Here is an 18403-nt window from a genome sequence, read left to right as displayed (position 1 = left end):
TTCGGCGCGGCGAATGAAGAAATCAGCATAGTGACAAAAGTCAGGCCTGACGCGTTGCGGGCATGATATTAACGAATGCCATAACAATAACTTATTTATCATGGAGTTACTTTCATGCTAAATCTCCGCATGACGAGAAACGCCGCAGTTTTCAAGCAACCGCCACGCGCCGTCCGGCAAAAGTATGCGGCAATCCGCATATTTGGCAGGTGGCCGGAAATAGCGCTTGATTCGTTACAGAAAAGTTAATATTGATGCGAAGACATCAACCTGACCCGCCTGTTTTCCCGGCTAACGACCGAAAAGGGACTGCTATGAGATCCACTTCAGACTATCAGCCTCCGGTTTCTCTCTCGCCGCCTTCACTCGTGGGGCTGCCGGAGCAGGAGGACGTTTTTGCCGTCGAACATCTGTCGCGCCTGTGCGACGGGCTGGCGCAGCAGCGCCCGAACAACCTGCGCGATCTGCTGAATACGCTGGCGCTGATCGCGCCGTTGCTGAACGCGATCCCCAACGTGGTGTTCTTTATCAAAGACGCCCAGGCCCGCTACCTGCTGGCCAACCTGACGCTGGCCAGGCGCTGCGGTTTCAAAACCGTCACGCCGCTGCTGGGCAAAACCTCCGCCGACGTTTTTCCCGCTCAGCTCGGATCCGGCTATACCGAGCAGGATCTGCGGGTATTGCGCCACGGCGTGCTGATCCAGGATCAGCTGGAAATGCACCTGTACAACGGCCGAGAAACCGGCTGGTGCCTGACGCAAAAGCTAGCGCTGTATGATGCACAGGGAAAAATCATCGGTATGGCGGGTATTTCTCACGATCTGCAGGAGGCCAGGGCCAATCACCCGGCCTACCAACGGCTGGCGGCGATCGACGTACACATCCGCCGCCACTATGCCCGGCCGATCGCGCTTGAGGAGCTGACGGCGCTGACCGGGTTGTCGGTGGCGCAGATCGAACGCTACTGCAAACGTATCTTCCACCTCACCCCGCGCCAGATGATCCATAAAGTGCGGCTGGAAAAGGCCACTGAACTGCTGGCCGGCGATCTGCCGATCACCGACATCGCGCTGCAGTGCGGCTACACCGATCACAGCGCCTTCAGCCGTCAGTTCAAAGCGATGACCGGCTCCACGCCGCGCGATTTCCGCCTGACGCTTTCCGCTTAACGCGCTGATTTATCTGGTTACCCCCCTCTTTTCACGGTGCGCCGGCGCCCGGATTTTTCACGCCCGCGTTCCGCCGGCATTGTGCCAATTTCGTCGCGGCAATCGGCGAAAAGCGTCAAGCCTCCCTGCGCAATACCGGTCAATCTGTCGGTGAGCCTTACCAAAGATTCACTTTTCATTAACACTTACGGACGACAGGACAAACACGATGAGCCATAAAGCCATAAGCTGGAGCGGCGTATTCCCGGCGGTGACGACCCAGTTCCGCAACGATTTCTCTCTGGATCTCGACGCCACTCATACGGTGATCAAAAACCTGGTGCGCGACGGTGTCTCCGGCCTGGTGGTGTGCGGCACCGTCGGTGAAAATACCTCAATGACGGTGCAGGAAAAGCTGGCGGTGATCGAAGTGGCGAGAGACGCCGCCGACGGTAAAGTGCCGGTGATCGCCGGCATCGCCGAGTTCACCACCGCCTTCGCGCAGAATATGGCGCGTGAAGCGCAAAAGGCCGGCGTCGACGGGATTATGGTGATGCCGGCGCTGGTCTACTCCGCCAAGCCGCACGAAACCGCCGCGCATTTCCGCAGCGTCGCCGGCGCGACCGATCTGCCGATCATGGTCTACAACAACCCTCCTATTTACAAAAATGACGTCACGCCCGACATCCTGACCTCGCTGGTCGACTGCGAGAACATCGTGTGCTTCAAAGACTCGTCGGGCGACACCCGCCGCTTTATCGATCTGCGCAACGAAGTCGGCGATCGCTTCGTGCTGTTCGCCGGGTTGGACGATGTGGTGCTGGAAAGCATCGCCGTCGGCGCGCAAGGCTGGATCTCCGGCATGTCCAATGCCTTCCCGCGCGAAGGGGAAACCCTGTTCCGGCTGGCGAAGGAAAAACGCTATGAGGAAGCCTTGGCGCTGTACCGCTGGTTCATGCCGCTGCTGCACCTCGATGCCCGCCCTGACCTGGTGCAGTGCATCAAGCTTTGCGAGCAGCGAGTCGGCCGCGGCAGCGCCGTCACTCGTCCGCCGCGCCTGGCGCTGCAGGGGGAAACGCTCAGCGAGATCAACGCCATGATCGATAAAGCGCTGGCCACTCGCCCGGCGCTGCCGAACGTCGGCCTGTAACGCCTTCACCGCCCGGCCATGCCGGGCGTCATGCTTTCTCTACCGGGGGAACCGATGCCCAACGCTCGCTATGCCGCCATCAGCGGCCAACAATTTATCGGCGGCCAGCGCCGCGCCGAAGGGGAAGCGGCGCTGCTCAGCCTGCGCGCCGACGACGGTCAGCCGACCGGTTACCGCTTCCACCAGGCCACGGCGGCAGAAACCGCCGCCGCCGCCGAAGCCGCCGCCGCGGCTTTTGCGCCCTATTCGCAGCTCAGCGCGGAACAACGCGCTAACTTTCTCGACGCCATCGCCGAGGAGTTAGACGCGTTGGATGATGTTTTCTTCGCCTTCGCCATGCAGGAAACGGCCTTGCCCCAGGCGCGGTTGAGCGGCGAACGTGCCAGAACCAGCGGCCAGATGCGGCTGTTCGCCACGCTGCTGCGGCGCGGCGACGTCGAGGGCGTGCGCATCGACTGCGCGCTGCCGCAGCGTTCCCCCCTGCCGCGCCCCGATCTGCGTCAATACCGTACGGCGCTCGGCCCGGTGGCGGTCTTCGGCGCCAGCAACTTCCCGCTGGCGTTTTCCACCGCGGGCGGCGATACCGCCGCCGCGCTCGCCGCCGGCTGCCCGATCGTGTTCAAAGCGCACAGCGGCCATATGATCACCGCGGAGCTGACCGCTCAGGCGATCGAGCGCGCACGGGAACGCACCGGGATGCCCGCTGGCGTCTTCAACATGATCTTCGGCAACCGCGTGGGGGCCGATTTGGTACAACACCCGGCGATTCAGGCAGTGGGATTCACCGGCTCGCTGCAAGGCGGCCGGGCGCTCTTCGATCTGGCGACGCAACGCCCTCAACCTATCCCGGTCTTCGCCGAAATGTCGAGCATCAACCCGGTAGTGATCCTGCCCAAGGCGCTGGCGCGGCGCGAGCAGCTCATCGCACAGGAATTGGTCTCTTCCTTCACGCTCGGCTGCGGTCAGTTCTGCACCAAGCCCGGCGTGATCGTCGCGCTGTGCGGCGCCGCCTTCGATCGGCTGACCGAAACGATGAGCGCCCTGGTCAACGCCGCCGAGCCGCAGCCGATGCTGAATGCCGGCACGCTGGAGCACTACCGTCACGGGCTGGCGGCCCTCGATGCCCACCCGGGTATGCGGCGTCTGGCAGGCCGTAGCGAAACGCCCGCTCTTCGCGCGGCGGCGCAGCTTTATCAGGCGGAGGGGGCGCTGCTGCTGCAGGCCGACCCGCTGCTGCAACAAGAGGTCTTCGGCCCGGTCAGCATCTTGGTGGCGATGGATGACGAAGCGCAGCTGCATGCGGCGCTGGCGGCATTGCAAGGCCAGTTGACCGCCACGCTGCTGGCGGACGACGACGATCTCGCGATGGCCGCCGGGCTGACGACCCTGTTGGCGCGCAAAGCCGGTCGGGTGCTGTTCAACGGGTATCCGACCGGGGTGGAAGTGTGCGACGCCATGGTGCACGGCGGCCCTTATCCGGCCACCAGCGACGCGCGCGGCACCTCGGTCGGCACGCTGGCCATCGAGCGTTTCCTGCGGCCGGTCTGTTTGCAAAACACCCCCGCAGCGCTGTTGCCGCCGGCGCTGCAGGACGCCAACCCGCTCAACCTACTGCGGCTGGTGAACGGCGTTTACACCCGAGATCCCCTGGTTTCACCTGCCCAAAATTAGCCCGGCCGCATCTGCCTGCCACTCAATAACAAAAGGGTAATACCATGACAACCCAAGGCAAATTCAAGAAGCAGCTTACGCTCACCGATCTGACGTTCATCGGTCTGGGCGCCATCTTCGGCTCCGGTTGGCTGTTCGCCGCCAGCCATGTCTCCTCCATCGCCGGCCCGGCCGGCATCTATTCCTGGCTGATCGGCGGCCTGGCGGTGCTGCTGCTCGGCATCGTCTACTGCGAGCTGGGCGCCGCCCTGCCGCGCGCCGGTGGCATCATTCGCTATCCGGTGTTCTCGCACGGCGAACTGATGGGTTATCTGCTGGGGTTTATCACGCTGATCGCCTTCTCCAGCCTGATTGCCATCGAAGTCGTCGCCGCCCGGCAGTACGCCGCCGCCTGGTTCCCGTTCCTCAGCCAGCCGGGTTCCGGCGACCCGACGCCGGTCGGCTGGCTGGTGCAGTTGGCGCTGCTGTGCTTTTTCTTCGCGCTCAACTATTACAGCGTCAAAACTTTCGCTAAATCCAATAACCTGATTAGCGTGCTGAAGTTTCTGGTGCCGCTGCTGGTGATCGTGGTGTTGTTCAGCTTTTTCAAACCGGAAAACCTGCACAGCCAGGGCTTTGCCCCCTTCGGTTCCGCCGGCGTTGAGGCCGCCATTTCCGCCGGCGGCATCATCTTTGCCTACCTCGGCCTGACGCCGATCATTTCGGTCGCCAGCGAGGTGCAACGGCCGCAGCGCACCATTCCCATCGCGCTGATCCTGTCGGTGGTGCTGTCCACCATCATCTATGTGCTGCTGCAGATAGCGTTTCTCGGCAGTATCCCCAGCGAGATGCTGAGCGGCGGCTGGGCCGGCATCAGCCAACAGTTCTCCCTGCCGTTCCGCGACATCGCCATCACGCTCGGCATGGGATGGCTGGCGTTTCTGGTGGTCAGCGACGCGATCGTTTCGCCAAGCGGCACCGGCAACATCTATATGAACGCCACGCCTCGCGTGATCTACGGTTGGGCGCGCGCCGGCACCTTCTTCAAACTGTTCACCCGGGTGGATGGCGACTCCGGCATCCCCCGCCCGGCGCTGTGGTTGACCTTCGCTCTCTCGGTATTCTGGACGCTGCCGTTCCCGTCGTGGGAAAAGCTGATCGGCGTGGTATCCGCCGCCCTGGTGCTGAGCTACGCCATCGCCCCGGTCACCGCCGCCGGGCTGCGGCGCAATGCGCCCGATATGCCGCGTCCGTTCCGGGTGCGCGGTTTCTGCGTGCTCGGCCCGCTGTCGTTTATCATTTCGGCGCTGATCGTCTTCTGGTCCGGCTGGGACACCGTCTCCTGGCTGCTCGGCTTGCAGATCCTGATGTTCTTCATCTACATCCTGTTCAAGAATCAGGTGCCGACCCATGCCGTTAGCCTCCGGCAGCAAATTTGGTCCTCGCTGTGGCTGATCGTCTTCTATGCGCTGGTGATCGGGCTTTCCTATCTCAGCAGCTTTGGCGGCATCGGCGCTATTGCCCACCCGTGGGACACCCTCACCATGGCGGTGATTGCGCTGGCGATTTACTACTGGGGCGCCTATACCTGTTTACCCCAGGCCAATTTTATCGGCGATGAAGAAGAATGAACTCGGGGAGGACATCGAAATGACATCCATGCACGTGCTGTCGCTGGAACAGGCTTATCAATTGGCGTTGCGTACGCTGCGCAGCAACGGTTTCAATCAGGCGCATGCCGAGGCGGTGGCGCAAAATGTCACCCAGGGCGAACGCGACGGCTGCGCTTCTCACGGGCTATACCGGCTGTTGGGCTGCGTGCGATCGCTGCGGGCAGGCAAGGTTTCTGCCGATGCGATGCCCAGGTTGTTCGACCTGGCGCCGGCCATCTTGCGCGCCGACGCCGGCGGCGCGTTTTCCCTGCTGGCCTACCGCACCGCTCTGCCGGTCTTTATCGAGAAGGTGCGCGCCAATGGCATCGCCGCGCTGGCGATCAACCGCTGCGTGCATTTCTCCGCGCTGTGGGCCGACATCGAACCGCTGACCGAACAGGGGTTGGTGGCCTTGGCCTGCACGCCCAGCCACGCGTGGGTGACGCCGGCCGGCGGTTCGCGACCGCTGTTCGGCACCAACCCCATCGCCTTTGGCTGGCCGCGTGCGGATCGGCCGCCGTTTTTGTTCGACATGGCCACCAGCGCGGCGGCGCGCGGCGAAATCGAACTGCATCGCCGCGCCGGCACCCCGCTGCCTGAAGGCTGGGGCATTGATAAGGCGGGCAATCCGTCCACCGATGCCGCCAGCGTGCTGGAGGGGGCAATGCTGACCTTCGGCGGGCATAAGGGCTCGGCGCTGGCAGCGATGGTGGAATTGTTGGCCGGGCCGCTGATCGGCGATATGACCAGCAAGGAATCGCTGGCCTATGACGACGGCACCGGTTCGTCGCCTTACGGCGGTGAGCTGATCATCGCGTTGGATCCCGAGCGTTTTCTCGGTGCGGATAAGGCGAAATATTTCGCCGGAGCAGAGGCGATGTTTGCCGATATGCAGGCGCAAGGCGCACGCATCCCCGGCGAACGCCGTTATCGGCAGCGGCGCCAGAGCGAGCAATACGGCGTGGAAATCCCCAGGACGTTGTACGACGAAATAGTGGCGCTGTGCGATTAGCGCCGGGTTAATGCCCCGCGCCGGCAACCCGGCGCGGGGAAAGGCTTATCCTGCCTGAGCCAGATCGCTGTGCAGGCGCTTGCGCCACACCGGTTTGGTATCCCAGCGGGCAAAGTGTTTCGCCTCTTTACCCGGCTGCACCTGATGCCACATATCTTCTTGCCACCGGATCGGTTCCTTTCCTCGCAACGTTGGGCGGGTCTGCTTAATCGTCCGTTGCAAGACGCCCGCTTCCTCAGCGGTAATGGGCGGCGCCTGTCTGGCGGCATCCAGCGCCCGGCTTCCCAACGGCGCCATCACCTGATACAACACGTTGACCTGCTGCAGCGTCGCTTGCTGATTAGTGCTCATTCCCTTACCCGACCAACCGTCGAAGTTTTCGCCGGGATCGTCCCCCTGCGCGCGATATTCGTTACCTGGCCCCTCGACGATATTCCATCCTTGCCAGGTCACCAGAGTGTGTAATCCATCGCGATCCTGCAGATTTTTATTTTTGATCTGTTTGAGCACCTCGGCGCGGTTTGGCACACCGATCAGGTTCATAAACTCATCCAGCGCGTCCCAATGCTGCCCCGCCACCAGACCATTCCAGACATTACGCAAACAGTTCCAGGGAATGGTGTGATGCCAGGTCAGCGTAATAAGCGGCTTGGTTGACGCATGCTGCCAACGGCTCGGTTCACTGCCCCGATCGCCTCTGATAATCCCATCGACTTCTAATGGCATAGCTGCCCCTCTTCTGGCTGAAATGAAGAATATGCGCAAAGCCGGTGGCCCGGTTGGCATAAAAACGTCAGCTAAAATCGTAGCAGCTCAGGCTGAGATGGCAATAAAGCGCCAGGCACGCTCTGCTGCCGGCCGGCAACCGCAGAACGCGCCCGAAAACGGTGGGCTTAAGACGGATTATCTGACCACCATTACCGAAATATTGGCATGGCGAACGATAGCGGCGGCGTTAGATCCCAGCAGATAGGTTTTCACGCTCGGGCGACGCGAACCGATGATGATCAGATCGGCGTCGATCTCTTCCGCCAGTTCCAACACCTGATCGCGTGCAGAGCCGAAGCTGACGGTGTAATTGAGGCGATCCAACGGCAGATCGATTTCCGACATGATTTTCTTCAGTTTATCCACCGCCTTCACTTCCGCCTGATTCTCAAACTCCTTGAGACCGAACGAATAGGCAGTAACAAACGCCGAGGCATCCGGTAGCGCATGGAAGAAATGCACTTTAGCGCCGGACAGCTTCGCCAAATATTCCACATGCTTCAGCGCATGCTCGGTCAACAGATCCTCTTCAATATCGATCGGCACTAAAATAGTCTTGTACATATCACGTCCTTTCTATGTAAACCGGGTGCCTACAGAATACTGCCGCGCACGGCGGCGGTGAATCGCTTTATCACGCTTTTGTGATCGGGGGGTAAATACTGAATAAGGACAGTTCTTAATTTAACAAAATATAAACATCACGCCGATAACGGATAGGGACTTAATTATTTATTACTCAAGATTAAATCAGCTGCAAATAAACCGCTTTGGCGGTGGCGGCGGTCTTATTAGCGACAGAAAGTTTTTTAATCGAGTTGCCGATATGGAAATTGATCGTGCGCTCGCTCACCCCCATCAACAGCGCGATCTCTTCCGCCGTTTTCCCTTCGCTGCACCAGCGTAGGATGTCTTTTTCGCGCAGCGTCAGCACATCTTTTATCGCGTCGTCGTTCACCGAGATCAAGGCTTCACGCAGCGTTTTATGGGCGGTTTGCGCCAGCCAAAGGAAGAAGGTTTCATTTGCCGCCCGCGCTTGCGGCGTTTGCTCGGGTAGCGCTTTGCCGGCAAACGTCAGGATCCCCAGCCGGCCATAGCAATCCTTGACCGACTGCGACCAACCGGCGCACAGGCCGAACTGCGCCATATGCCGCCAAAGCAGCGGCCGCTCGTGATAAAAGCTTTCGTCCCACTGAAACTGCAGCGTGGAATGGTGAGCGCGCTCAATAACCGGATCCTGCAAATACACCCGCTGCCGCCGATAATCTTCGAGATAGTTCGCTGAAAAATTCCCTTCGATCAGCATCTTGGGGCGGCTGGCCGGATAACAGGAAAACACGATGTAGGAGAAATAATCAAACCCCAACGCCTCAGCGCAGGGCCCCAGCTGCGTCAGAAAACGTTCGCGATCGGCCAGGCTGCCAATCACCTCCGCCATGAGCCGTTGAGTGCGGGTATCCATAACGCAGGTTCTCCAGATAGCGATGCCGATTTATCGATAGGTCAGACTCACTATAGAATATCGCCGTCCGGCGTCAGTAGCCGTTTCATATAATAAAAAATACCAACGCTATAACGAAAACAGCTATTCCCCTTAAAATAAGCCTTTTTATTGCGCCGCACAGGAAAACTACGCGAATAGCATAATATCCTCGGCGCGTAAACCTGTCATTTCTACCGTTAGACAGCCAAGGCACCGCCAATTACTTTCCAGACAGGCACCCGGTGCCGCCGTAAATCCAAAGAGATAATAAGCATTTGCGAATTTCGCATGGCATACAGTGACGGGGATTTTCTATGGCAGAAAGTAATGCGGCAATTCAATCGGCTGCGATTATCGGCGCGGGAACGATGGGCAGAGGCATCGCTTATCTTTTCGCGCAAAAAGGCATTCGCACGGTGCTTTATAATCGCAACGGCAATACCCTCAATCAGGCTCGCGAATATATCGCGCAAGACCTGAACAAGAAAGTCGAACAGGGCAAGATCGCGCTGCAGGATAAAGGCGCAGTGCTGGCCAATCTGGTGTTCACCTCGGTGTTTGAGACTATCGCCGACAGCGATCTGGTGATAGAAACCATCGCCGAGCAAGAGCAAACCAAACTTGAGGTGCTGGCGGCCATCGCCGCGGCGGTCAAGCCCGACACGCTGATCGCCACCAATACCTCCTCACTGTCGCTTAACAAGCTGGCAACCGCGGTGACGCACAGCGAGCGGTTTATCGGTTTGCACTTTTTCAATCCCGCGCCGCTGATGAAACTGATTGAAATCATCCCGGCCTACTTTACCGCACGCGCCACCACCGAACGTTGCCGTCAGCTGGTGGCCGCGTTGGGGAAACGCGATGTCGTCTGCCAGGCCACGCCGGGGTTTATCGTCAACCGCATGGCCCGCCCCTACTACCTGGAAGGGTTCCGCCTGTTGGAAGAACACGTGGCGCGCGCCCCGCAGATCGACCGCGCCCTCAAGGCCGGCGGGCACTTTCGCATGGGGCCGCTCGAGCTGACCGATTTTATCGGCCAGGACATCAACTATCAGGTCAGCCGGCAAATCTGGCAGGACATGCAATACGATCCGCGCTATACCCCCGGCCATCTGCAGCGTTCGCTGGTCGATGCCGGTCTGTTGGGGAAAAAGAACGGCCGCTCCTATTTTGCCGCCGAAGAAAACGCCTTACCGGTAACGGCCGCCACCGATGCAGACGTCGAGACGCTGCGCGTTTACGGCGAACACCCTTTTTTTACCCTGTTGCAACAGCGGGCCGCGCTTCAGTGGCCACGGCTGCGCGTGGAGCAACGGCCGGCCTTACCGGGCCTGGGGCCGGCCGTCCAGATCAATGAGGCTTTCACCGTCAGCGTCACCGATGGCCGCACGGCGAGCCAGTTGGCGGAGCTGACGGCGGCGGATGCCTTTGTGGTCGATGTCGCCCTGAACTACGCCGACACGGCGTATCTGGTGGCAGCGCACAACCGCCACGCCTCTGCGGCCAATAAGGCGCTGTTTTTACGCCTGCTGCACACGGCAATCCCGCAGGTTGAATTTATCAAGGACTCCCCGGCGCTGATCGTCGCCCGCGTCCTCAGCAGCCTGATCAACGAGTCGGTGATCATGGTGGAAAGCGGCGTCTGCAGCCGGGAAGACATCGATGTCGCCGCCGTCGCCGGCGTTAACTACGCCGACGGCATTTTCGGCTGGCTCGATAGCCTGGGGGAGAAAAACGTCAGGACGACGCTGAGCAACCTGGCGCAGCTGCTGCACGCGGCACGCTATGCGCCGCATTACACCCTTCTACACGCCGCGCAACCGGCGCTGACGACCACGCCTTAAGGATCCATGATGAGCATTAACGATGACGGCGTTTATCTGATCGACGGCACGCGCACGGCGATTGGCGCCTATGGCGGCAGCCTGGCGCATACCCGCCCCGACGACATGGCGGCAACGATCATTCGCAGTCTGCTGCAGCGCAATCCGGCGGCGGAAGCGAAGCTGGACGAAGTGGTGCTGGGCTGCGCCAACCAGGCCGGCGAGGACAACCGCAACGTCGCCCGCATGGTGGCGCTGCTTTCCGGGCTGGATCCGTCGGTGCCGGCCATCACCCTCAACCGCCTTTGCGCCTCTGGGTTGGATGCGGTGATCTACGCCGCGGCGAAAATCCGCAGCGGCCTTAGCGAACTGATTCTGGCCGGCGGCGTGGAAAGCATGAGCCGCGCGCCCTATGTGCTGAGCAAGGGCGACACGCCGTTCGACAAGGGGGTGAAGCTGTACGACACCACGCTGGGATGGCGCTTTGTTAACCCGCGGCTGGCGGAGCGCTACGGCAGCGATCCGCTCGGCATCACGGCGGAAAACGTGGCCCAACGGCAGCACATCTCGCGCGAGGAACAGGATCTGTTCGCGCTGGCCTCACAGCAAAAGGCCCGCCGGGCGATCGACAGCGGTCGATTGGCGCGGGAAATCACGCCCGTGGACGTGCCGGCGGATCGCAAGACCACGCGTACATTCGCGCAGGATGAGTTCCCGCGCCTCAGCACGCTGCAGCAGCTGCAGGCGCTGAAACCGGCGTTCTCCGCCGGCGGTTCGGTCACGGCGGGCAACGCTTCCGGCATCAACGACGGCGCCGCCGCGCTGCTGCTGGCTTCCGGGCGCTACGTGAAACGCCAGGGGTGGCAGCCGCTGGCGGAGATCGGCGACAGCGCGGCCGCCGGCGTTGAACCGGCGCTGATGGGGCTGGGGCCGATCGCCTCCACCGAGCGCTTGCTGCAGCGCGGTGGGTTCACCTTGAACGACTTCGACATCATCGAGATTAACGAAGCCTTCGCCTCACAGGTTCTGGCGGCGCTGAAACACTGGCGCATCGACGCCCACGACGCGCGGGTCAACCCGAACGGCGGCGCCATCGCGCTCGGTCACCCGCTGGGGATGTCCGGCGCGCGCCTGGTGCTGTCGGCGGCGCTGGAACTACGCGATCGGCAGGCCGGCAACGCATTGGTGACGATGTGCGTCGGCGTCGGTCAGGGGCTGTCATTAAACCTTAAAGCCGTTTAACACAAGGAACATACGATGAGCGTACTGAACATTCTTGAAGAAAAGCTGGCGGAAACCAAAAAACAGGGGCGTTTTCGCGAGTTCCTCAACCTTGAACGCGGCGTGCAGGACAAACCCTGGGCCACCAGCCACGGGCACCACGGTGAGCGCCGCCTCAACGTCTGGTGCTCGAACGACTATCTGGCGATGAGCCACCACCCTAAAGTGCTGCTAGCCACCACCGAAGCGGTTAACCGGGTCGGGCTGGGCACCTGCGGCGCCCGCAGCATTTCCGGCACCTCGGTCTACCACAGTGAGCTGGAAACGCTGTTGGCCAGCGCCTACGGCAAAGAGTCGGCGCTGCTGTTCACCACCGGTTTCGGCGCCAACGACGCCACCTTGTCCACCCTGTGCGACGCCATTCCCGATCTGATCGTGTTCTCCGACGAGCTGAATCACGCCTCGATGATTTACGGTATCCGCTACAGCAAAGCGGAGAAAAAGATCTTCCGCCACAACGACGTGGCACACCTTGCCGAACTGCTGCAGGCCGCCGATCCGGCGCGGCCAAAGCTGATCGCCTTCGAGTCGCTGTATTCCATGGACGGTGACTTCGCCCCGCTGGCGCAGATCGTGGCGCTGGCGGAGCAATATCAGGCGCTGACCTATCTCGACGAGATCCACTCCGCCGGCGTCTATGGAGAACGGGGGCTGGGCTACGCCGAACAGCTGGGCCTGCTGGATAAAATCACCATTATTCAGGGCGGGTTCGGCAAATCTTACGGCGCGGCGGGCGGTTATATCGCCGCGCCCCGCTCGGTGGTGGAGGCGGTGCGCAGCTGGGCTCCGGCATTCGTCTTCAGCACCTCGTCGCCGGCGCCGGTGGTGGCCGCCGCGCTGGCCAGTTTTAAATACAACCTCGAGCATGACACCCAGCGCAAGCACCTGCTGGCGATCGTCGATCACCTGAAAACCGGCCTGCGCTCCGCCGGCATCCCGCTGGTGTCGGCCGACAGCCATATCCTGCCGCTGCGGGTCGGCGATCCGCACCGCAACAAACACATCAGCAAAGTGCTGCTCGATGAGCATGATATTTACGTGCAACCGGTCAATGCGCCGACGGTGCCCGCAGGCAGCGAGCGGCTGCGGGTGACGCCGACCTCGGCGCACTCCCATGCCGACGTGGAGACGTTCCTGGCCGCGCTGGGGCGGGTCTGGGCGGCGAACGATCTGCGGAGGGCGGGATGACGTTAGCGGATTATAACGGCCATCTGGTCACGCTCTGTCTGATGGCGACCGGCACGTTCGCCATCGGCACCGACGCCTTTATCGTCGCCGGCGTGCTCAGCGACATTTCCGACACCTTTGCCGTCAGCCCCGCGCAAGCGGGGCAGTTGATATCGGTATTCGCACTGGCTTATATGCTGTTCGCGCCGCTGACCGCCTGGCTGCTGGGCAACGTCAACCGCAAGCATATCCTGCAGCTGGCGCTGGTGCTGTTCATCGCCGGCAACCTGGCCTGCGCCTGGGCCACCAGCTACCTGCAGATCTCGCTCGGCAGAGTGCTGGCCGCATTGGGAGCAGCCTGTTATACGCCGCAGGCCGCCGCCGCCGCGGTGGGGCTGGTGGCGGAAAAACGCCGCGGCCTGGCCATTTCCATCGTCTATGGCGGCATGACGTTGGCTATTGCGCTCGGCATTCCGTTCGGTACTTTTCTCGCCAAACTGATCGGCTGGCGTGAAATCTTCCTGTTCATCGCCCTGCTGGGGGCGATTGCGCTGCTGGGCCTGTCGTTGGCGCTGCGCGCCATCGCGCCGCCGGGCAAACATTCGCTGAAAGAGCGGCTCGCCCCGCTGCGGCAAAAGGCGGTGCTGACCACGCTGCTGATCACCTTTTTCGCCGTTTGCTCGGAACACATCGTCTATAGCTACGTCAGCGTATTGCTGAAAAACACCCAGTTCGGCCCGCAGGCGATCCTGCCCCTCGCGCTGCTGGTGTTCGGCATTGGCGCGGTGATCGGCAACTTTGTCTCCGGCGCGTTAACCGATGCCCTCGGCAGCAAGTTCGTGCTGCTGTTTTCCGTGGCGATCCAGACGCTGTCCCTGTTTCTGCTGGCCTTTTATGTCACTTCCCCCTGGTGGGTGCTGGCCATCTTCCTGGTCTGGGGCATCACCGGCTGGATGTACCTGGTGCCGATCCAGCATCACCTGTTGTCGCTGTCGAAACGCTTTGGCGCGCTGACCGTGTCGCTCAACAGCTCGGTGCTGTACGCCGGCATCGCGGCGGGCGGCATGCTGGGCGGCCTGACGCTCTACGCGCTGCCGGCCTATTACCTGCCGCTGTTTTCGCTGCCGCTCGGCGCCATCGCCCTGCTGCTGACACTGCTGTTTTTCCGGGGAGAGACCGGCAATGAGTAAAGCCCTTCCGGTGCTTTATGAGCGCCATGGCGAGCAGGTTGCGGTCATCACCCTCAATCGGCCGGAAAAAAAGAACGCCATCAACCTGCAGATGGCCGAGCTGATCCGCACTTACCTGCGGCAGGCGGATAACGATGACTCGGTGCGCGCGATCGTTCTGGCCGGTCAACCGGCGGTATTTTCCGCCGGCATGGATGTCGACGCCTTCCGTCAGGGCGAACTGCCCATCGTCACGCCGGAGGGGTTTGGCGGGCTGATCCATGCGCAGATCGTCAAGGTGATCATCGCCGCCGTTGACGGCATCGCGTACGGAGGCGGCTTTGAGCTGGCGCTGGCGTGCGATCTGATCGTCGCCGGCCAGAACGCGCGCTTCAGTTTCCCCGAAACCGGGCTCGGGTTAGTCGCCGCACAAGGTGGATGCGCGCGCTTGCCGGCGCGCATTTCCCCCTATGTCGCACTCGACTGGCTGCTGACCGGCAGAACCGTCGGCGCACGGGAGGCGCTGTCACACGGCGCCATTTCCCGTATCAGCGAGGGGCGGCCCGGGAAGAGGCGCTGCGCATCGCCGAACAGATCGCCGCAAAAGATCTTGCCGCCAGCCAAACGGTGAAGGCCATCGTGCGCCAGGGGCTGGCACGGCAAGAAGCCCCCTCATTCGCTTTTCAACAAGGCCCGGTCGAGCGCCTGCGCCAGGCTGCCGCCCGCCGATAATTCTCCCGCCGGTTCGCCTGAACCGGCATTTCCCGCTTTTCCGCCACCGCTCATTTTACGCAGCCCGCCTCTTGGCGCTGGGCTACACTGCCGTTAGCCCTAATGCGCTGATAAGGAAAAACAATGCGCCTTTTGCCTCTGCAGACCCCCAGACTTCGCCTGCGCCCGTTCACCGCCGACGATCTGCCCCACTTTACCGCCTACCGCAGCCACCCGGACGTGGCGCGCTACCAAAGCTGGAGCGACTACAGCGCCGCCGATGCGCAGGCCTTTTTCGCACGGCAACGGCGGCTCGAATTCAACCGTGACGACAGCTGGTTTCAACTGGCGGTCGAGCGCCGCGAGGACGGCGCGTTGCTCGGCGATATCGCGGTGCATTTCTTCGATGAGGGGCGCCAGGCTGAACTGGGCGTGACCTTCGCGCCCAGCCACCAGCGTCAAGGGCTGGCGCGCGAGGCGCTGAACGCCGTCATCGCCCTGCTGTTCGGGCCGCTGGCGAAGCACCGTATTACCGCGGTGGTGGACGCGCGTAATCTTGCCGCCGCCACGCTGTTCGGCAAACTGGGTTTTCGGCGCGAGGCCCATTGGCGGCAAAACGTGTTTTTCAAAAGCGCGTGGGGCGACGAATTCGGTTTCGCTCTGCTGCAAAGCGAATGGCGGGAGAATGCAAAGCATGACGCTGCTGAATAAATACCTTGGGCAATACCAGTTCTCGGAGCGGCATGCGATCGCCATCGCCGCGCCACAGGCGCGGATCCTGGCGGCCGTGGCCGCTTACGATCCCAAGCACGACCGTTTTTTCCGCAGCATGATAGCGCTGCGCGAATTGCCCGCGCGGCTGATGCCCCGCAATAAACCCAGCCCGCCGCCGTTTGGCCTGCATAACTTTTGCCTGCTTGAGCAAGATGACAGCGCGTTGGTCTATGGCCTGATCGGCCGCTTTTGGCAGGCTGAATACGGTCTGGAGCAGGTCGCTGACGGGGCGGGCTTTCTGGCCTTCGTTAAGCCCGGCGTCGCCAAACTGGCGCTGGGTTATGTCGTGAGCCCTCTGCCGGACGGCCGCTGCCGCCTGGTGACGGAAACGCGCATCTTCTGCCCCGACGACGCCAGCCGGCGGCGGTTTACCCCCTATTGGTATGCGATTCGCCTGGTCAGCGGGCTGATACGCCGCCGTATGTTGCGCGCCATTAAAACAGTCAGCGAAAAGCCGACGGTGAATCATTCACCAGGCTGATTTATTTAAGAGCATTCTTAGAGAATGAAAATCATTATCAGCCTATTTTTTAATCACAACAAGATAGTAGTGAGAAGCCATTGACCCCGCCCCCTGCGGGGATTTTTTCGCCTATTTATCACCTGTTTCAGGAAATACCTGCATAAACAGGAAGGTGCAAGGCTTGCGCTGATGCTGGTTGATCTGCGGCACCAGTCGGGTGAAATGCTCGGTCTGGCAATGCGCATCCAGGGCGGCGCGATCCGGCCAGCTTTCGATAAAAATAAAATGCCCGGGATCCTGCTGGTCGATACACAGCTCATAACTGATGCACAAAGGTTCCTGCCGGGTTTTCTCCACCAGCTCGCGATACCATGGCATAACGGTTGCAATGTGTTCCGGGTGGATAAAATCTTCAGCGATGACCTTCAGCATGTAGCGCTCCTGTATTTTGTTTTGCCGCGTTTCACCTTATATCCCCCCCTCACGAGATGAAAGCGCCTTTCTCCGGGTCTACCACCGGGTTGCCAATTCGGTGATAGCGCACACAGATCGCGATCAAAGCGCTTGAACGCGCCATAGCCCTGTGTGAACTTTTAATTAACAAGAAAGCAACACACCATTCACCGTGGTGATGTCTGCACCAACCTGCCGACTCGATACGCGGCGCTTTTTTCGCCCCTAAAGGCCTGACCATTAGTCCTTTAGACCTTTAAGGCTCACGAAAAAATCCGTGGTTACCGCCGTGTTGCGGGCAACGGCATCAGGACGGTCCTGTGACCGACGTTTGTCATTCTCAGAAGAGAGGTTATCGCCAGTGAATCACGCCACCTATGCCGCTCCAGCGCTCAACGCCGCCATCCGCAAAACCTGGCGCAGACTGGTGCCCTTGATGTTCGCCATGTACTTCATCGCCTTTATCGACAGGGTTAACGTCGGCTTTGCCAAGGACGCGATGGCCATCGATATCGCGCTGTCGCAATCCGCCTTTGCCCTGGGCGCCGGGATATTTTTTGCCGCCTATGCGCTGTTCGGCATCCCGGCCAACCTGCTGATGAACCGCTGGGGCGCCAAACGCTGGCTCAGCGCCACCACCGCGCTGTGGGGGGCGCTGTCGGCCTGTACCGGGCTGGTGACCAACGAACAGCAGTTTATCGTCTTGCGCTTTCTGCTGGGGATCGCCGAAGCCGGCTTTTACCCCGGCATCCTGCTGCTCGCGTCGATCTATTTTCCCAATAAGGTACGCGCCTCGGTCATTGGCATTTTCGTGCTCGGCGTGCCGGCGGCCCTGACGCTCGGCTCGCCGCTGTCGGGAGCCTTGCTGGAGATGCACGGCGTGCTGGGCAAACCCGGCTGGTTCTGGATGTTCGTGCTGGAGGGGCTGCCGGCCGTCGCCCTCGGCGTCTTCGCCTTTTTCTATCTCGACGATAGCCCGCAGCAGGCCCGCTTTCTGACCGAGGAAGAGCGTGCGGCGCTGGTGGCACAGTTGGCCGCCGAACAGCAGCAGACCGAAACCAGCAGCGTCAAAGCGGCGATGAGAAGCGGCAAAGTTTGGCATCTGGCGTTGATCTACGGCACCCTGCAAATCGGCGTGTACGGCCTGATGTTTTTCCTGCCGTCGCAGGTCGCCTCGCTGATGGGCACCCATCTCGGCTTCAAAGCCTCGCTGGTGGCCGCCATTCCCTGGGCGTTCTCCGCGCTGGGCGTCTATTTCCTGCCGCGCTTTGCCGACAGAAACACCGCCAGAAGATTACCGATCGCCGTCGGCTGCATGATCGCGGCGGCGCTGGGGTTGGTGGTCTCTTCCTATGCCGGCCCTTTGCTCGCTATCGTCGCCCTGAGCTGTTGCGCAGTCAGTTTCCTGGCGGTACAGCCGATTTTCTGGACGTTTCCCGCTCAGGTGCTCACCGGCCCGGCGCTGGCGGCCGGCATCGGCTTTTGCACTACGCTCGGCGCCGCGTTCAGCTTTTTAGCCCCGCTGATCCGCACCGAGGCGGAACAGCGTTTTCACAGCCCGCATGCCGGGCCGCTGGTGCTGGCCGCTTTCTCGCTGCTGTGCGCCGCGCTGTTGTGGGCGCTCAGAAACCGGCGCGCCGAGGTGAGCAAGCAAGACGCAGAGATTGCCGGATAGCGGCGCGTTATTTAACCCTTATTG

17 protein-coding genes are annotated in these 18403 nt (G+C 61.3%); 13 read left to right on the top strand and 4 right to left on the bottom strand.

Annotation, left to right across the window (positions count from 1 at the left end; genetic code table 11):
* The first annotated feature begins 314 nt into the window (after window positions 1–314).
* The 5 genes from ACK3CV_RS09570 to ACK3CV_RS09550 all read left to right on the top strand — a co-directional run bounded on the left by ACK3CV_RS09570 (window position 315) and on the right by ACK3CV_RS09550 (window position 6612).
* Complete coding sequence (locus ACK3CV_RS09570; RefSeq protein WP_033637947.1) at window positions 315–1169, top strand: AraC family transcriptional regulator; 855 nt, start codon at window positions 315–317, stop codon at window positions 1167–1169.
* 208 nt (window positions 1170–1377) lie between these two features.
* Window positions 1378–2298: a dihydrodipicolinate synthase family protein gene (locus tag ACK3CV_RS09565; protein WP_033654192.1), complete on the top strand. Its 921-nt coding sequence runs from the start codon at window positions 1378–1380 to the stop codon at window positions 2296–2298.
* A 54-nt stretch (window positions 2299–2352) separates the two neighbouring features.
* Window positions 2353–3969 (top strand): aldehyde dehydrogenase (NADP(+)), encoded by a 1617-nt coding sequence (locus ACK3CV_RS09560; protein ID WP_164140809.1) that lies wholly within the window; start codon window positions 2353–2355, stop codon window positions 3967–3969.
* A 44-nt stretch (window positions 3970–4013) separates the two neighbouring features.
* Complete coding sequence (locus ACK3CV_RS09555) at window positions 4014–5579, top strand: APC family permease (protein ID WP_033646537.1); 1566 nt, start codon at window positions 4014–4016, stop codon at window positions 5577–5579.
* Window positions 5580–5598: 19 nt separating this feature from the next.
* Complete coding sequence (locus ACK3CV_RS09550; RefSeq protein WP_060425613.1) at window positions 5599–6612, top strand: Ldh family oxidoreductase; 1014 nt, start codon at window positions 5599–5601, stop codon at window positions 6610–6612.
* A gap of 45 nt (window positions 6613–6657) precedes the next feature.
* Here the strand turns inward: ACK3CV_RS09550 and ACK3CV_RS09545 are convergent, their stop codons facing one another.
* The 3 genes from ACK3CV_RS09545 to ACK3CV_RS09535 all read right to left on the bottom strand — a co-directional run bounded on the left by ACK3CV_RS09545 (window position 6658) and on the right by ACK3CV_RS09535 (window position 8842).
* Window positions 6658–7338, bottom strand: a complete 681-nt coding sequence (locus ACK3CV_RS09545; protein ID WP_033637942.1) for a hypothetical protein — start codon at window positions 7336–7338, stop codon at window positions 6658–6660.
* Between the two features lie 177 nt (window positions 7339–7515).
* The gene (locus tag ACK3CV_RS09540) at window positions 7516–7944 is read right to left on the bottom strand and encodes a universal stress protein (protein WP_033637941.1); all 429 of its coding nucleotides are present in this window, start codon (window positions 7942–7944) and stop codon (window positions 7516–7518) included.
* A 181-nt stretch (window positions 7945–8125) separates the two neighbouring features.
* Complete coding sequence (locus ACK3CV_RS09535; protein WP_033637939.1) at window positions 8126–8842, bottom strand: LuxR family transcriptional regulator; 717 nt, start codon at window positions 8840–8842, stop codon at window positions 8126–8128.
* Window positions 8843–9177: 335 nt separating this feature from the next.
* On the opposite strand from ACK3CV_RS09535, the gene ACK3CV_RS09530 reads away from it, so the two are divergent.
* The 7 genes from ACK3CV_RS09530 (at window position 9178) to ACK3CV_RS09500 (ending at window position 16269) form a co-directional block, all read left to right on the top strand.
* Entirely contained in the window at window positions 9178–10707 is a 1530-nt protein-coding gene (locus tag ACK3CV_RS09530) for a 3-hydroxyacyl-CoA dehydrogenase NAD-binding domain-containing protein (protein ID WP_033637938.1), read from the top strand.
* 9 nt (window positions 10708–10716) lie between these two features.
* A complete protein-coding gene (locus ACK3CV_RS09525; RefSeq protein ID WP_164140807.1) occupies window positions 10717–11928 on the top strand; it encodes an acetyl-CoA C-acyltransferase in 1212 nt (403 codons plus the stop codon).
* 15 nt (window positions 11929–11943) lie between these two features.
* Window positions 11944–13155, top strand: coding sequence for a 5-aminolevulinate synthase (hemA, locus tag ACK3CV_RS09520; RefSeq protein ID WP_033646541.1), 1212 nt, complete (start codon window positions 11944–11946; stop codon window positions 13153–13155).
* Window positions 13152–14324 (top strand): MFS transporter, encoded by a 1173-nt coding sequence (locus ACK3CV_RS09515; RefSeq protein ID WP_103772761.1) that lies wholly within the window; start codon window positions 13152–13154, stop codon window positions 14322–14324. The genes hemA and ACK3CV_RS09515 overlap by 4 nt, the downstream gene beginning before the upstream one ends.
* Window positions 14317–14934, top strand: a complete 618-nt coding sequence (locus ACK3CV_RS09510) for an enoyl-CoA hydratase-related protein (protein WP_239504621.1) — start codon at window positions 14317–14319, stop codon at window positions 14932–14934. The genes ACK3CV_RS09515 and ACK3CV_RS09510 overlap by 8 nt, the downstream gene beginning before the upstream one ends.
* A gap of 224 nt (window positions 14935–15158) precedes the next feature.
* Window positions 15159–15725 (top strand): GNAT family N-acetyltransferase, encoded by a 567-nt coding sequence (locus ACK3CV_RS09505; RefSeq protein WP_164140805.1) that lies wholly within the window; start codon window positions 15159–15161, stop codon window positions 15723–15725.
* Complete coding sequence (locus ACK3CV_RS09500) at window positions 15709–16269, top strand: hypothetical protein (RefSeq protein ID WP_103774024.1); 561 nt, start codon at window positions 15709–15711, stop codon at window positions 16267–16269. Before ACK3CV_RS09505 ends, ACK3CV_RS09500 begins: the two co-directional genes overlap by 17 nt.
* Before the next feature lie 111 nt (window positions 16270–16380).
* Here the strand turns inward: ACK3CV_RS09500 and ACK3CV_RS09495 are convergent, their stop codons facing one another.
* Window positions 16381–16683, bottom strand: coding sequence for a putative quinol monooxygenase (locus ACK3CV_RS09495; protein WP_033637930.1), 303 nt, complete (start codon window positions 16681–16683; stop codon window positions 16381–16383).
* A gap of 382 nt (window positions 16684–17065) precedes the next feature.
* Between ACK3CV_RS09495 and ACK3CV_RS09490 the strand changes: the two genes are divergently transcribed.
* Window positions 17066–18379 carry an MFS transporter gene (locus ACK3CV_RS09490; RefSeq protein ID WP_033646546.1) on the top strand — a complete coding sequence of 438 codons (1314 nt, stop codon included), beginning with the start codon at window positions 17066–17068 and terminating at the stop codon, window positions 18377–18379.
* Window positions 18380–18403 lie beyond the last annotated feature (24 nt).

The organism is Serratia sp. TSO36 (assembly GCF_057808395.1).
This window is presented reverse-complemented; position numbering and strand designations above follow the sequence as displayed.

Coding starts and splice junctions, on each gene's coding strand:
- ACK3CV_RS09540 (WP_033637941.1), bottom strand. CDS start 7,944: ATGTACAAGACTATTTTAGTGCCGATCGATATTGAAGAGGATCTGTTG.
- ACK3CV_RS09525 (WP_164140807.1), top strand. CDS start 10,717: ATGAGCATTAACGATGACGGCGTTTATCTGATCGACGGCACGCGCACG.
- hemA (WP_033646541.1), top strand. CDS start 11,944: ATGAGCGTACTGAACATTCTTGAAGAAAAGCTGGCGGAAACCAAAAAA.
- ACK3CV_RS09550 (WP_060425613.1), top strand. CDS start 5,599: ATGACATCCATGCACGTGCTGTCGCTGGAACAGGCTTATCAATTGGCG.
- ACK3CV_RS09500 (WP_103774024.1), top strand. CDS start 15,709: ATGACGCTGCTGAATAAATACCTTGGGCAATACCAGTTCTCGGAGCGG.
- ACK3CV_RS09515 (WP_103772761.1), top strand. CDS start 13,152: ATGACGTTAGCGGATTATAACGGCCATCTGGTCACGCTCTGTCTGATG.
- ACK3CV_RS09570 (WP_033637947.1), top strand. CDS start 315: ATGAGATCCACTTCAGACTATCAGCCTCCGGTTTCTCTCTCGCCGCCT.
- ACK3CV_RS09565 (WP_033654192.1), top strand. CDS start 1,378: ATGAGCCATAAAGCCATAAGCTGGAGCGGCGTATTCCCGGCGGTGACG.
- ACK3CV_RS09545 (WP_033637942.1), bottom strand. CDS start 7,338: ATGCCATTAGAAGTCGATGGGATTATCAGAGGCGATCGGGGCAGTGAA.
- ACK3CV_RS09495 (WP_033637930.1), bottom strand. CDS start 16,683: ATGCTGAAGGTCATCGCTGAAGATTTTATCCACCCGGAACACATTGCA.
- ACK3CV_RS09555 (WP_033646537.1), top strand. CDS start 4,014: ATGACAACCCAAGGCAAATTCAAGAAGCAGCTTACGCTCACCGATCTG.
- ACK3CV_RS09530 (WP_033637938.1), top strand. CDS start 9,178: ATGGCAGAAAGTAATGCGGCAATTCAATCGGCTGCGATTATCGGCGCG.
- ACK3CV_RS09560 (WP_164140809.1), top strand. CDS start 2,353: ATGCCCAACGCTCGCTATGCCGCCATCAGCGGCCAACAATTTATCGGC.
- ACK3CV_RS09510 (WP_239504621.1), top strand. CDS start 14,317: ATGAGTAAAGCCCTTCCGGTGCTTTATGAGCGCCATGGCGAGCAGGTT.
- ACK3CV_RS09535 (WP_033637939.1), bottom strand. CDS start 8,842: ATGGATACCCGCACTCAACGGCTCATGGCGGAGGTGATTGGCAGCCTG.
- ACK3CV_RS09505 (WP_164140805.1), top strand. CDS start 15,159: ATGCGCCTTTTGCCTCTGCAGACCCCCAGACTTCGCCTGCGCCCGTTC.